The organism is Azohydromonas lata NBRC 102462, assembly GCF_001571085.1.
Classification (GTDB): Bacteria; Pseudomonadota; Gammaproteobacteria; order Burkholderiales; family Burkholderiaceae_C; genus Azohydromonas; species Azohydromonas lata.
Genome location: NZ_BCTC01000150.1, coordinates 1 through 13,256 on the forward strand (window position 1 = coordinate 1; position 13,256 = coordinate 13,256).

At 63.4% G+C, this 13,256-nt stretch carries 17 protein-coding genes; 4 read left to right on the forward strand and 13 right to left on the reverse strand.

Annotated features, from left to right (window positions below; genetic code table 11):
• The first annotated feature begins 5 nt into the window (after window positions 1-5).
• The 3 genes from ALA01S_RS35525 to ALA01S_RS33660 all read left to right on the forward strand — a co-directional run bounded on the left by ALA01S_RS35525 (window position 6) and on the right by ALA01S_RS33660 (window position 2,879).
• On the forward strand, window positions 6-263 hold the full coding sequence (locus tag ALA01S_RS35525; protein WP_373863016.1) for a thermonuclease family protein: 258 nt from the start codon (window positions 6-8) through the stop codon (window positions 261-263).
• Window positions 264-716: 453 nt separating this feature from the next.
• Window positions 717-1,676 (forward strand): hypothetical protein, encoded by a 960-nt coding sequence (locus ALA01S_RS33655; protein ID WP_157119345.1) that lies wholly within the window; start codon window positions 717-719, stop codon window positions 1,674-1,676.
• 186 nt (window positions 1,677-1,862) lie between these two features.
• Window positions 1,863-2,879: a hypothetical protein gene (locus ALA01S_RS33660; protein WP_157119346.1), complete on the forward strand. Its 1,017-nt coding sequence runs from the start codon at window positions 1,863-1,865 to the stop codon at window positions 2,877-2,879.
• Between the two features lie 23 nt (window positions 2,880-2,902).
• Here the strand turns inward: ALA01S_RS33660 and ALA01S_RS33665 are convergent, their stop codons facing one another.
• The 7 genes from ALA01S_RS33665 to mntP form a co-directional block, all read right to left on the reverse strand.
• Window positions 2,903-3,145, reverse strand: coding sequence for a hypothetical protein (locus ALA01S_RS33665; protein ID WP_157119347.1), 243 nt, complete (start codon window positions 3,143-3,145; stop codon window positions 2,903-2,905).
• Window positions 3,146-3,249: 104 nt separating this feature from the next.
• Window positions 3,250-3,729 (reverse strand): hypothetical protein, encoded by a 480-nt coding sequence (locus tag ALA01S_RS33670; RefSeq protein ID WP_157119348.1) that lies wholly within the window; start codon window positions 3,727-3,729, stop codon window positions 3,250-3,252.
• A 69-nt stretch (window positions 3,730-3,798) separates the two neighbouring features.
• Complete coding sequence (locus ALA01S_RS28445; protein ID WP_066342648.1) at window positions 3,799-4,308, reverse strand: hypothetical protein; 510 nt, start codon at window positions 4,306-4,308, stop codon at window positions 3,799-3,801.
• Between the two features lie 157 nt (window positions 4,309-4,465).
• Window positions 4,466-4,933, reverse strand: a complete 468-nt coding sequence (locus tag ALA01S_RS28450) for a hypothetical protein (protein ID WP_066342650.1) — start codon at window positions 4,931-4,933, stop codon at window positions 4,466-4,468.
• Between the two features lie 3 nt (window positions 4,934-4,936).
• The gene (locus ALA01S_RS28455) at window positions 4,937-5,317 is read right to left on the reverse strand and encodes a hypothetical protein (RefSeq protein WP_157119349.1); all 381 of its coding nucleotides are present in this window, start codon (window positions 5,315-5,317) and stop codon (window positions 4,937-4,939) included.
• A gap of 144 nt (window positions 5,318-5,461) precedes the next feature.
• On the reverse strand, window positions 5,462-7,165 hold the full coding sequence (locus tag ALA01S_RS28460) for a site-specific integrase (protein ID WP_066342653.1): 1,704 nt from the start codon (window positions 7,163-7,165) through the stop codon (window positions 5,462-5,464).
• A gap of 112 nt (window positions 7,166-7,277) precedes the next feature.
• Window positions 7,278-7,850, reverse strand: coding sequence for a manganese efflux pump MntP (gene mntP / locus ALA01S_RS28465; protein WP_066342654.1), 573 nt, complete (start codon window positions 7,848-7,850; stop codon window positions 7,278-7,280).
• Window positions 7,851-8,147: 297 nt separating this feature from the next.
• Between mntP and ALA01S_RS33675 the strand changes: the two genes are divergently transcribed.
• Entirely contained in the window at window positions 8,148-8,321 is a 174-nt protein-coding gene (locus ALA01S_RS33675; protein WP_157119350.1) for a hypothetical protein, read from the forward strand.
• A gap of 12 nt (window positions 8,322-8,333) precedes the next feature.
• Here the strand turns inward: ALA01S_RS33675 and ALA01S_RS28470 are convergent, their stop codons facing one another.
• From ALA01S_RS28470 to ALA01S_RS28495, 6 genes are all read right to left on the reverse strand, one after another.
• Window positions 8,334-8,705 carry a hypothetical protein gene (locus ALA01S_RS28470; protein ID WP_157119351.1) on the reverse strand — a complete coding sequence of 124 codons (372 nt, stop codon included), beginning with the start codon at window positions 8,703-8,705 and terminating at the stop codon, window positions 8,334-8,336.
• A gap of 176 nt (window positions 8,706-8,881) precedes the next feature.
• Complete coding sequence (locus ALA01S_RS28475; protein ID WP_157119352.1) at window positions 8,882-9,247, reverse strand: hypothetical protein; 366 nt, start codon at window positions 9,245-9,247, stop codon at window positions 8,882-8,884.
• Between the two features lie 31 nt (window positions 9,248-9,278).
• Complete coding sequence (locus ALA01S_RS28480; protein WP_066342663.1) at window positions 9,279-11,858, reverse strand: heavy metal translocating P-type ATPase; 2,580 nt, start codon at window positions 11,856-11,858, stop codon at window positions 9,279-9,281.
• A gap of 91 nt (window positions 11,859-11,949) precedes the next feature.
• Window positions 11,950-12,672 (reverse strand): ZIP family metal transporter, encoded by a 723-nt coding sequence (locus ALA01S_RS28485; RefSeq protein ID WP_066342664.1) that lies wholly within the window; start codon window positions 12,670-12,672, stop codon window positions 11,950-11,952.
• 3 nt (window positions 12,673-12,675) lie between these two features.
• Window positions 12,676-13,011: a P-II family nitrogen regulator gene (locus ALA01S_RS28490; protein WP_066342667.1), complete on the reverse strand. Its 336-nt coding sequence runs from the start codon at window positions 13,009-13,011 to the stop codon at window positions 12,676-12,678.
• Window positions 13,008-13,256 (reverse strand): efflux RND transporter permease subunit (locus ALA01S_RS28495; protein ID WP_157119353.1); only part of this gene is annotated, 249 nt, incomplete at its 5' end. The genes ALA01S_RS28490 and ALA01S_RS28495, both read right to left, overlap by 4 nt.

A 13,256-nucleotide genomic window follows, 5' to 3' on the forward strand; every position in this document is an offset into this window, starting at 1 on the left:
CTGGACTGTGTTTCAGGCGGCTCGCTGAAGTACGGCCTCAGGACGAGGACCGTTATGGTCGCACCATCGCTTATGTGCGCTGCGCCGGCCAGGACGCTGGCGAGCAGCAGGTACGCGCCGGCTTGGCATGGGCCTACACCCGTTACCGGCCTACGACGGACCTTGTCCAGCTAGAGCAACAAGCGCGTGCTGAGCGCCGAGGTCTCTGGGCCGACCCTGTCCCCGTGCCGCCATGGGAATGGCGTTCCGCCAAACGGCGGTAGTAGGACCCCGGGATAACGCGTCTGACTGGGTGTCAACCAGCTCCTTCTTCACCTGCATAGACCCTGCGGCATGGGTCAACCAGAACGGAGCAAAGCCGTTTAGTACATTCCGATACAGAAGTACATGATGGAGGGGAAGTGAGATTAACCAAACGCGCCCACGGCGTACTGAGAACCGTCGTGTGTGGCGCTGCAGCGCTGCTGGTATGGCAAGGAAGCAATGCAGCGCCGGATTACGCTTTCCCCAGGTACTACGCGCCCTCAGTGTCCACTGGAACGCCACAGGAGGACGGAGCCACTTCTAATACAGCAGCGCGGTGGGAGCCTGAATTCAGGTTTCCGGGAAGTTTCTTCCCGTCGTTCGCTATATCAATAGCGGCGCGAGATAGAGGTGTAATCGACAATGCTGAAGGATATGGACACGGTTCAACTGCGTTGCTTGGCGTAAAAGTCATGCAAGCGCCTGCCGGCGCAAGAATTCGTGTGCAGATAGATATTCCAGAGCTTGGCGCTTCCGGAGAAATAGAGGCGCCGTCATCGCAATATACTCAGCCAAGATCAATTATTCCGCGCTTGTCTCTGAACCAGACTAGGCTGCTGGCCGTTACTCAGCCGCTGACCGCTGAAGTAATTTTCAGGGTTTCAATCAACGGAGGCGACTTTGAAGAGCAAAGGCGGCCCGTGCGCGTGCATGCCATCAATGATGTGCCATTGCGGGCCTGTCGGAAAGAATCACAGAAGTGCTCCGACTATTCCCCGTTTATGGCGGCTTTTGTCAACGAAGATCACCCCGCGATAGACCGGATCTTGCGTGCCGCTCTTGATATTCCTGCCATACCTGTGAAGCGCTGGATCGGCACGCAAGGCTCGCCGGATGAAGTGCTTCAACAGGTTTGGGCCATCTGGTACTTGCTTCAGAGAAACAAATTCACATATTCAAGCATTACTACTGTATCTGACAGCAGGCAAGACCTGTTCTCCCAAACGGTGCGGCCGCTGTCGCAGTCGTTAAGGACACAGCAGGCCAATTGTATTGATGGCACAGTGTTGTTTGCTTCAATCCTGCGAAAGATCGGTATTGAGCCAATCATTGTTCTGGTGCCCGGACATGCATTTCTTGGCTTCTATACTGACGCACAAGCCACCAGGCCGGCATTCCTGGAAACCACGATGCTCAACGATGCCAACAACCCTTTCGCATCGCGGGGTCCAACCAATACCGGCGTGGCCTTGGCAAAAGTTGTTGGCTCTGATATTCATATGCAACGAAGCTGGCAAGGATTCATGCAGGCCATTGCCGAAGGTGGGGAGAAATATAATCGCGCTGCTGGAAGTTTCGGAAAACAACCCGGATACATGCTCGTGCCTGTAATGAAGGCACGCCAGGCGGGCATCATGCCATTGCCGCTGTAACTTACCATTTAGAGTTATGATTATCGGGATATTCTTCTTGGTCGCTTTGTGCTTCCCAATGGCTGGGTGCAGGGCATCGGAGTCGCATACATAAAGTGATGCTCAGTAGTTAGACACAGCTTTCCGGTGAAATGTTGGCGTCACATCGCAGAGCAACGAAGTTTGTTTACTCATAGGAGGCCAGTGATGGAGCAAGTCAAATCGGTTAACTATTCGGCGCATGCAATTGAGGATTTGAAGAAGTTTGCAAAGGCAATCAGATTTGATGCGCCGCAATCTGCGAAAGCTATTGAAAAAATCATAATTATGCTTCGCAACAGTGTGAAATTCTTACTTCCAAATTGTTGTGAACTGATTGATCCCGAAGACTTTAAGCAAACCCATTTAGATGTCCTTCGGCTGCCATATCCATGTGTTGTATTTGAAGCCCCCTGGCATAAAGAAGAAGAGCAGTTGAGAACGGGGGAATTTGCAGAAACATTGTCTACCAAAAGAATTGCTTTATGCTGGGAGTCTAATCCGGTTTCCGAGGCTATTCCCGGAATTAATCACTGGCTTCAGTATTACCCTGATGGAGGAGTGTTTGCGCTTCCAATTTATTACAGCGACGAGCAAAAACAATGGCTTGTCGCTACAGGAGGTCTCTTTGTGCCGCATGAGAATGAAGTGCGAAAGATGACGATGGACCAAAAGTTGCCAGCCTCTGCAATTGCGCAAGAAGTTAAATTAAATAATGGCGAAGTAAAGAAGAATAACAAGGAGTTTTTGGCAGAGCCATTCGTAGTCTTGCCAGAATTTTATGAGCAAATGGCCTTCGCTCTAGGCAGTAAGGCAAAAGCTACCGCAAATATTCTTTTGAATGCGCATGACGAGGTAAGCATGATGATCCAAGCGTGCAGCGTTCTCAATTGTGACAACATAATAGCCCCAGACATTAAAGCAGATAAAGTAATGAACAGAACGCGCATTTCGAATGGGAGGGAACCATTTTTTTCCTATAAAGTTCTTCAATTAAACTCTGATGCTCAGCTACCTAATAATGGGGCTGGGAAGATTCTAAATGGTCATGCTTCTCCGAGGATGCACTTGCGCCGAGGACACCTGCGACGCTTAGAAAATAAAACCATATGGATTAGGCATACAATGGTGAATGCCGGCTCGAAACTGGGTGCAGTTGTGAAAGATTATAAAATTGGGCCATAATTGCTGGCGCAATGATCCGCACCTCATAGTCTCAAAAGTAGTGATTTCATGACGGCTCGCGCATGGCATTCAATCCAATACGCACTGCCGACGCTGCAGGCACACAAGGTATTGCCGCTTTGCTCTGTGTAGAAAACGGCAGGACCTGAGGCGCCATCGCCGATATAGAGCCTTTCAACCGGAAGATTGATGTCGCCAGCCAATACAGCTAGCACGTCACCATGCTCTGCATTGAGTGCTACGTTGAAGGGAAATAATCTTTCCATGGCCTATTGTCCTGTCTAACTGGTGGCGCACTGTGTGATGAGATTTTTGTTCGCGGTGAATGAGCGCACTACGAAAATTCTTCTGCTGGTGTGCGGTCATATTTCTACAGCTGGTCTATGGGCTCGATCGTGATCCTCACACGGTACTGTTGGCGCCTGTCCAGGGCCAGGGTCGAAGTGAGTCGCTGCAAAGTTTCAGCGGGCCGCCCCGTGACGACGGTGGAGCACATCAGCATCTCGGAACTGCACCATGGTGCCTTGGCCACCGGGTGTACTGCCACAGGCCTTGCCGATGGCACCGGCACCATCCCGCTGGTGAGTTCGGCCGCGGTCGGCACGGCATTTCCCGCTGGCGCGAGTGCTGTGCCCAGTTGGTGCAGCGAGTCGATCAGGTCGACGTCGTTAGAGCGCATCACTGCCATGGCGCCTAACGCGACGACGGCACCACCGGCCAGAACGGCCACTGCTACCCCCCAACGGTTCAGACGTCGTATACCCGCCTTGCCTGCGGTGGAGAGCACAGGTTGCGGCCTTTCGTCATCGAACAAGCTTGGATCGAAATCAATGCGCGGCGGCACGGTCATACTCAACTCCTCTTCAGTGGTTCAATCCCTGAGTGTTTAGTTGCTGTCGCACCTTGGCCGACCAAGGTGTCAGCCCTTTTGAACGTCTTCAAGGAACGCCGGAAAGTCTTCCGGGCGTTCAATGCGCTCCTGCACCGGGGACAGCGACATGGCATCCATCCCGGACGCAGCCTCTGCTTTCCAGGCACGTTGACGTTGTTGCATCGCACGGTGGTCAATGCCGTGTGGCTGTACCTGAGGCCGCACGCCTAGCGCCTCGAGCGCGGCGAGCATGTCGCGCAGTAAAGCGTCTGCGTAGCCGTCAGCCACCCGGTCACTGGCATAGGCATGGCAGGCCTGCACGGTGCTGTTGGGAGCCAAGTACCGCTCGCGCGCCAGTGCGACGGCAAAGGCAAGGTGCTCTCGCGCATCTTCGGGCAGATCGTCGGCGTGAGCCTGGAGGGCGAAGAGGCAGCCAATTCCCGCAGCCGCTTCTTCCAGCGCAGTTAGCTGCACGGCGAAGTAGCGGGCCTGCAGGTACCGGCTCACACGGTCCGCCATTGGCATCGTGGAAATAAGGACATGGCCGACGTCATCCATACAGCGCCCCTACAACGGTACCACCGTGTTAATTCCGCATCATATGCATGAAACGGAAAAACACGGTGTGGTTTTGTGGTGTGCGCCGGGCTATATCCATGGCACCGTCGAGGACTGCGAGTTCGGCCGGCCGCGGTTCCCTGAGCGCTTATCCCGTTCAGTCGAAAAGCTGCGCCTGGGGCTGTCTGGCCCGCAGGCGAGCGGCCTTCTCCAAGGCGTGCCGGGACGGTGCAGGCTTGCCGTTGCGTGCCTGGTCCAGCGCTTTCTTCTCGCTGCAGTGCCGATCGTAGTCGCGTGCCTCCGCTTGGTATCGCTCCTTGCGCGCCTTATCGTGCGCGTCGAGCAGCGCGCGCACGGCCGGCAACACCAGCCGGCGGAAGCCGGGATGGTGGTAGATCCGCCAGACCCACCCGAAACGCCCCAAGCCGAACTGCGGCTTGTCGGCCTCGGCCGCAGCGCGGTCCTTCCAGCGCTGGATGCTGCGTTCTCGTAAGGCCAGCAGATCAGTGGTGCGGTCCAAGGGGTAGTGCTGGGACCAGCCGCGCGCTTTGCGGCGCTGGCGGCGCCGCGCCTGTGCCTCGGGGGTGTTCTCGCGGCGGTAGATCTCCATGGGGTCCAGTTGCATCGCTTACTCCAAAGCCAAGGTGGTCTGCTCGACAGCCGGCGCGGGCGCGGGCGCACTTTTGCGCCTTGCCGAAGCTGGCCTTCGGTGGATCTGGATGGGCAGTACCGCCAGCTCGGGCATGTCGCCCAGGTCGAACGGGCGCTGCTCGTGGGCACTGACGCGCGCGAGCTGGGCCGGCGTGACGCCGCAGCCGTTGCGGGCGTCCAAGGCGTTGTCGGGGCCGCGGCGGGCCTCGGCCGCGGCCAGGAACGCCTCACGACCGTCGCGGCGCACCCGGAAGCTGGCGTCCACCACGCCGTTTTTCCAAGCCCATTGGTTCCACGAAAACGTGCGCCCAAGCCCCACGGAGGTCTTGCTGCTAGGGAAGCTGGCGGCGTTGCGCACCAGATATTCCGGGGTGGACGGCCTCCGAGTGCAAAAAGGTGCGCTTTGGGTCTAGAACATGTTGCGGGACAAGAACTTACGTAAATTTGAATTACGGTGACGGCAGTTTGGCCGTGTAAATCGGTGCGTTTTCCGGGGGGAATATCACCGTTTGCCATGGCCGAAAAATGCGGCCCCGATCTGTCTGGCGCGGCGCTCGTCGTCGGCGTGCAAGTACAGCGACGTGGTGGACACCGACGCGTGGCGCAGGTTGTCGCGCACCGTGGTCAGATCAGCGCCGGACTCAAGGGCATGCGAGGCGTGGCTGTGTCGCAGCCAGTGCGGAGAGGCCCTGCCCAGCTTCTCCGCCAGCGCCGGATTAACGTCGGCGAGCACCTCGGCCGCGGTCGAGAAGAAGCGCTTCATCGCCGCCCACAGCCGCCTGGGCGTGATGGCGGTCCCGTCTTCAAGGCTGCCCAGCAGCGGCGTGCGCGAGTCCCACTTCGCCGGACTCACGGGCAACTGGCGCTGCACCAGGTAGGTTTCCAGCGCGCCGCGCGCGATGAGGGGCAGCACGACCTTGCCGGGCTTGCTGCCCTTACCGACCACATGCAGCCAGGCCGCGCCGCCGGCGTCGATCTCGACATTGCCCAGCACGGCGTTCACCAGCTCGCTGGCGCGCAGCCCCGTGCCGAAGCCGAAGTCCAGCACGAAGCGCATGCGCTGCGCCGCGGCCGGCGTCCACCCGTAGGTCCATTCCAGGGCGTCGGCGACCGTGCGCAACAGCTGCCATTCGCCGCCAGAGAACCCCCGCGTCGTGTCCAGGCCGGCCGAGCGTGCGCCGCGCACGCGGATGCCGGCAAATGGATTGGCCAACACGTATCGCTTGGCGATGAGCCAGCGGAACAGCGCGCCCAGCACCGAGAGCGCGTAGGCAATGGAGCGCGGCGATAGACCGCCTGTGAAGGGACGCCACAGCGGCGAGGACCGCGCCGTGGCAGGCCCGATCCAGCGCGAGCGCGGTGCCGGATGGCGCAGGAATGCGCGGTAGGCCGCGGCGTCCTCGGTGGTGAGCGAGGACAGCGCCAAGCCGCGTTCGAAGATTGCCCAGAGCATCAATCTCTCGGCTTCCTTGCGGTAAGCGCGCTGGGTGGCCGGTGCCTCGTGCATCGACAGCCAGGTCTGCACGGCCTCGTAGTCGTTTTTGGCCCGCAGGGAGCACGACTCGCGTGGCGCGCGGAAGGTGCCTTGGGTGCCATCGACGTCGCCGGGCACGACGATGCGCTCCCACGGACGCACATCGCCTGCCAAGGGCGCGCTCACCAGTGTCCAGGCCCGCTCGATGAGGTCAGGGTGCTCCGCGAAGAAAGCTTCCACCTGGGCTGCCATGGCCTGTCCGAGCCCGGCAATTCCAGTCCACCAGCGCCGCCGGCGCGGCACGCGCAGCGTGAGCTCGGCCAGGGTCCTGATTCCGGCCCTGTGCAGCACGGCTGCCACGCGCCGGGCCAGCCAACGGCTCACGTCGTCGCCAATGAGCGGCTGCGGGATGGGCGCCTGGCGCAGTGCCTCGACGGCTTGCGCGACGGCGCGTGCGGCCGCGGCGCCCTTGCGCGCCGTGCCCGTGAAAAGCCGTGCCAAGTCCTCGCGCTGGCGGCTGGCCGCGAAGGCCGCGAGGTGCCGGCGGATGTCGCCGATCACGGCGCGCGACGAGCCGCCGGCCAGCCGCCGCTCAGGGATGAAGCGCGTGACGGCCTCGCGTGACGATAGGCCTTCGTGCCAGGCCCGCAGCGCGGACAGTGCCGCCGCGTCGGGCAGTTCCTGCAGTGCATGCGCGCGCTCCAGATCGGCGGTGGACTGGCGCAATTCCATGCTCACCAGTTTGAGCCTGCGTCAGCGCTGATCCGATAACGAAGGTTATTTGATCAGTATCGCGTTGACATGCTGATCCGCGTGAGCGTCATGACCCAGGCAAGGCGCAGATTCAGCCTGCACTCAGGTGCTCCACAAGGATGGCCGTACCGATGCCGATCAGCAGCAGGCCGCCGATGATCTCGGCACGTTTGCCCGCAACGATACCCAACGCGCGCCCCAGCATCACACCGGCCGTGACGGCAAGAAACGTGGTCAGTCCGATGGCTGCGGCAACAGGGACAATGTCGGCATCAAGGAACGCCAGCCCAACGCCGACAGCCATGGCGTCGATGCTGGTGGCCAGTCCCGTGATGGCCAGCAGCCAGAAGCCGTGGCGTTGGGGCCGCTCGGCTGGGTCTTCCTCCGCGTTGGCGCTGAAGCCGGCCCAGATCATGCGTGCCCCGAGCAGGCCCAGCAGCGTGAATGCAATCCAGTGATCCCAGGTCTTCACATACTGCGCAGCGGCCAACCCCAAAGCCCAACCAACCACGGGCGTGAGCGCTTCGATGACGCCGAAGATGGCACCCGTGCGGAGTGCCTCGCTGAGCCGGGGCTTGTGCAAGGCGGCCCCTTTACCGACGGCAGCGGCAAATGCGTCGGTGGACATGGCCAGCGCGAGAAGCGCCGTAGCTGTGAGGTTCATGGTTCAGTTCCAGGTCGGGCAAGCACAACGACACGGCGACGGCCCGACCGGGATACGTCTGCGTGCCGATGGTCTTGCCAACCCAGGACCGAACTTCCTGAGAGCATGCGCCACGACCTTGAACGGTCGAGTGTGTTGACGCATGCGTCCGCCATGCGCGGACCAGCTACTCCCCAAGGGATCGTGAAATTCTATAGGGCTGCTTGAAGCCTTGTCCGCTCGAATGCCATCCTGGCTTCGCCACATGCCAGTTGCGAACTGGCGTATCCCGTGCCGGCACGCTGCGAAAATCAATGAATGACGGATCCCCACGACCGGCCCTTCATCTACCTGCTCGTGTCCGGGGCGATCGCTCTGATCGTGGCCATCGCGTACGGCGCCTATCTGCAGATCCGCGACCGCCAGCTCAAACGCGAGCGCCGCGAACAGCGGCGCGCCCAGAAGAAGAAGGGCAGGCGCCCCTTGCGGTGATGACGCAGATCGTCAACGGACGGGATACCAGGCGGAACTGCAGTCGTTGATGTTGACCTGATACACCGTGTCCATGTCGATGGTCAGGCCTGGCGGCACGAGCGCGACATAGCGATTGACGAATTGATGTCCGCCGTCGCTGTACGAGACCACTGCGAAGCGCATTCGGGCATCGGCAGAAGACTCGGTACGGCAGTCCTTGAGGATGCGCGGGACCGGTTCCATACCGACTTCAGCCTGGATCACCCGCGCATGGCGCCATCCTTCCTCGAAGGCCGCCTTCACGGCAGGCGCATCGGCACAGCCATGCAGCAGTGGCAATGCCACGCATGCTCCCAGCATGGCGAGCCCGTGCGCTGATCTGTTAACGACGGACGTGCTCATGCAGTCCTCCCGAGGAACAACGCGATGCACTGGGCATCGCACAACATCACGCAGCACATTCAGAGCCGGCGGCAACCCAGACGTCAGCCTGGAATTCCTTCAGCCCAGAGCATCCTTGCAGGCCAACGCCTTTGAGCCGCACCGTGCCGTGCATCCGGTGAGGCTCCGTCTGCACGCTATCGGACCCGGTACCACCTGGCGTTGCAGTCCTTCACGTTGACCTGGTAGATGCGCTCGGCCCTGACAGCCTGGTCCTGCGGCACGGCAGCGACATAGCGGGCGAAGCCCTGGGCACCTTCCCGATACGACAACAGCGCAAATCGTCCTGTGCCTGCCGTGGAGGCCTGCGTGCGGCAGTCGTTCGCGAGATTCGGGAGGGCCTCGTCGCCGACGCTCGCATCCACGACTCGGGCCTCGCGCCAGCCCTGCTCATGGGCGTCCTTCGCTGCAGGGATGGCCGAGCAGCCTTGCAGCAGCGCTGCCGTCGTCAACGCCAGCAACGCGACAGAGGAACGCAGGGCTCCAGACACGGTAGTGGACATGGTCGTCTCCTTCATTGATGGCACCGTGAAATCAGCCTGCCGTTGGACGCGCAACGGCTTGCGACACCGCTGCGCTGGTCCTGGCGACGGGCTGCTTGAAGCCCAGCAGGCGCAGCGCGTTGATCACGACCACGAGCGTCGATCCTTCGTGGAACAGCACGGCCGTGCCGATGTTGAGACCCAGGATCGTCGCGGGAATCAGCACCGCCACCACGCCCAGGCTCAGCCACAGGTTCTGGCGGATGATGCGGCTGGTCTGGCGCGACAGCCCGACGGCAAAGGGCAGCTGGGACAGGTCGTCGGCCATCAGCGCCACGTCAGCAGTCTCCAGCGCCACGTCCGAGCCGGCCGCACCCATCGCGATGCCGACGGTCGCATTGGCCATGGCCGGCGCGTCGTTCACGCCGTCGCCCACCATCGCCACCTTCCCGGCGTTGGCACGCAGCGCCTGGATGGCCTGCACCTTGTCCTCGGGCATCAGGTCGCCGCGCGCTTCGGTGAGTCCCACCTCCCGTGCGACGGCCTCGGCAACGCGCTGGTTGTCGCCCGAGATCATGATGAGCCGGTTGATCCCCAGCCGCTGCAGCGCGGCCGTGACTTCGCGCGCCGCGGGACGCGGCGTGTCCATGACGCCCAGCACCCCGAGGTACCGGTCGCCATGGCGCACCAGCATGGTGGTGCGACCCTGCGCCATCAGCCGCTCGTTGTCCTCGCGCAGCGCGGCCGGCACGGCGGCGCCACCGATGTCCTTGAACAGCGCGGCCTTGCCGATGTGGACCGGACGCCCGTCGATGACGCCGGTGACGCCGCGGCCGGTGATGCTCTGCAGCCCCTGCACGACGGGCACCGCATGCCCGGCGCCCAGCGTCTCGCGCGCGCCGGCGACCACCGCGGCCGCCAGAGGATGGTCGCTGTGCTCCTCGATGGCCAGGGCAACCGCCAGCAGCTCCTGCGCCGGCACGCCCTCGGCCGGGACCGCATCGGTCAGGCGCGGCTTGCCCTCGGTGAGCGTCCCGGTCTTGTCGAAGGCCATGGCGGTCAGCGTGCCCAGGTTCTCCAGCGGTCCGCCGCCCTTGACCAGCACGCCGCCGCGCCCGGCGCGTGCCACGCCGCTGAGCACCGCGCTGGGCACCGAGATGGCCAGCGCGCAGGGGCTGGCCGCCACCAGCACCGCCATCGCACGGTAGAAGCTGGCGGAGAACGGTTCGTCCACCACCACCCAGGCGAACAGCAGCACCGCCACCGTGGCCAGCACCACCGGCACGAAGATGCGCTCGAAGCGTTCCGTGAAGTTCTGCGTCGGCGAGCGCTGGGACTCAGCCTCCGTCACGAGCCGGACCACGCGCGCCATGGTGGACTCGCTGGCCTTCTTCGCCACGACCACCTCGATGGCACCGGCGCCGTTGATCGTGCCCGCGAACACCCGGTGCTGCGCGGGCAGCTTGTCGAAGGCGTTCAGCGCCGCCTGCGCGTCCGGCACCGGCCGCTTGTCGACGGGCATGCTCTCGCCCGTGACGGGAGCCTGGTCGACACTGGTCTGGCCTGCCACCACGAAGCCGTCCGCCGGCAGCCGCTCGTTGGGCCGCACAACGACCACGTCGCCCACGCTGAGGTCCGCGACGTCGACTTCCACGGTGGCGCCCTCGCGCTTGACCAGCGCCCGCTCGGGTGCGAGCTTGGCCAGGGCCTCGATGGCCCGGCGCGCCCGGCCCATGGCGTAGTGTTCGAGCGAATGCCCCAGGCTGAAGAGGAACAGCAGCAGCGCGCCCTCGGCCCACTTGCCCAGCGCCGCGGCGCCGGCCGCGGCCACCAGCATCAGCGTGTCGATCTCGAAGCGCCTTGCCCGGATGTTCTCAATGGCCTCGCGCGACGTGAACCAGCCGCCCAGGACATAGGCCACGACGTAGCAGGCGGTGCTGGCGGTGGGGCCGGCCAGCTGCCAGTGCTCGACAACCCACCCGGCCAGCACCGCCACGCCGGCCAGCAGTGCGAAGACCAGCTCGGATTTCTCGCCGAAGAGTCCACCGTGCGCGTGCCCGTGCCCCGCATGCCCGTGCTCCTTTTCCCCGTGCTCATGCCCGGCGTGTTGTCCGGCGTCATGGCTGGCATGGTCGTGGTCGTGGTCGTGATCCTCAGAGTGAGCATGAGCCTTCCCAGGCGCCTGAGGCGCTGGAGACTCGATGCCCAGCGCCTGCAGCCGCTGCCGCAACGCCGGCTCGTCCAGGCGCTGCCTTTGGAACTCGACGCGCACCGCCCCGGTGGGCATCACCTCGGCTTCCAGAACGCCGTCGAGCGCCTGCACGCGGGCAGCGAGGGTACGGGCCGCGCGCGCATGCATCGGGCTCGTCTGCAGCGCGAGATGCCCGATGCGGTCAGTCAGCTGCGCACCCGTAGCCCGCGCCAGCTCACGCACGCGCGGCAGTGCGATGACCTTCGGGTCGTAGTGGATGCACAGCTGCGGCGTGTTGTTCGCCTCGGTGATGTGTGCCTCGCTGATGCCGTCCTTGCCCTTGAGCGTGTCGATCAGTTGCGTGACGCAGCGATCCCGCACCTGCGGCACCTCGGGCAGCAGCAACGGCAGGTCCAGCTTGAGCTTGAGTGTTTCAGCCATCCTGATTTCCTGACTCCATGACGACTGCACGGATGTGGCGGCACGCACCACTGCGTGGCGCAGTCGTTGCATTGAATTGATGCTGTCGCACCTAGCCCTCCACTGCCATCTCGATGACGAGAAACAGCAGAAAGCCAACGAAGAAGGCGCTGGTGGACCACGGTGTCTCGGCGACCTCGTGGGCTTCGACCAGCAGTTCCTCCGTCACCAGGTACAGCAGCGCGACGATGCCGATGCCCAGCAGCACGGCAAACGCAAATGGCGGCAAGGCGCCGAAGAAGACGCGCCCGATCACGGCCGCAAGGCACAGGATCAGCGCCAGGGCCGGCGCCGTGGCCAGGGCTGCCGCGCGACCCGCGCCCGCGCGGGACATCGCCGCGCTGACCGACAGCGCCAGGAACAGCACCTCCAGGGTGAGCGCGACGGCGAGCAGGACGCCGGCCTTCTCGCCGGCCGCGAACGCCATGCCGAGCACCAGCCCGTCGATGAGCAGGTCCAGCGCCGTGACGGCCAGCATTCCCGCCGGGAAGCGGCGCGCCTGTTGGCGCTTCTCGAGCGCGCCGGCCAGCCGGCGCACCAGCAGCATCAGCGCGATGCCCAGCGCGAAGCCGATCACGACCGGCAGCGCGGCCTCGGTTCTTTCCTTGGGCAGCAGTTCCAGCGCCGTGGCAGCGAAGACGATGCCCGCGGCAAAGTGCTGGATGACGGCCGTGAGCGCCTCGGAAGGCGGGCGCCACGCGGCCCACGCGCCGCCTGTCGTGGCCACTGCCAGCGCCGGCAGGGTGTAGAGCAGTACGAGCAGCGCGGGGTGCATGGCCTACTCGATGGGCAGGGCCTGCTGCACGTCCGTCACGTAGACCCAGCCCGCGCGGGGCTGCCCGGTGCGGCCGACCCGCCGGATGATGGCCACCAACTCGGCGACGTGGGCCTCGTCGCACAGCAGTTCCAGCTTGTACTCGTTGACCACCTCGTCGCCGATCTCGACCGAGTAGTGCTTCTCGCGTTCGTTGATCGGCACCAGCGAGCCCTTGACGACGTAGACCGTGAGGTTGTGCTGCCCGCCGTCGGCCGCGCCCCAGGCCGCCGAGGCCTTGAGCGCAGCGATGACCTCGCCGATGCGGTGCGCGTGCACGTAGGCCTTGATTTCCTTCATGCGATGTCTCCTTGTGCCGTGGCCGCGGTGCCGGCACGCCGCTCGGCGCGGCCCTCGGCCCATTCGTAGATCAGGGGCAGCAGCAGCAGCGTCAGTGCCGTCGAGGTGAAGAGCCCGCCCACCACCACGGTGGCCAGCGGGCGCTGCGTCTCGGCGCCGACGCCGGTGGACAGCAGCATGGGCACCAGGCCGAGGATGGCGACGGACGCCGTCATCAGCACGGGCCGCAGCCGCAGCGCCGCGCC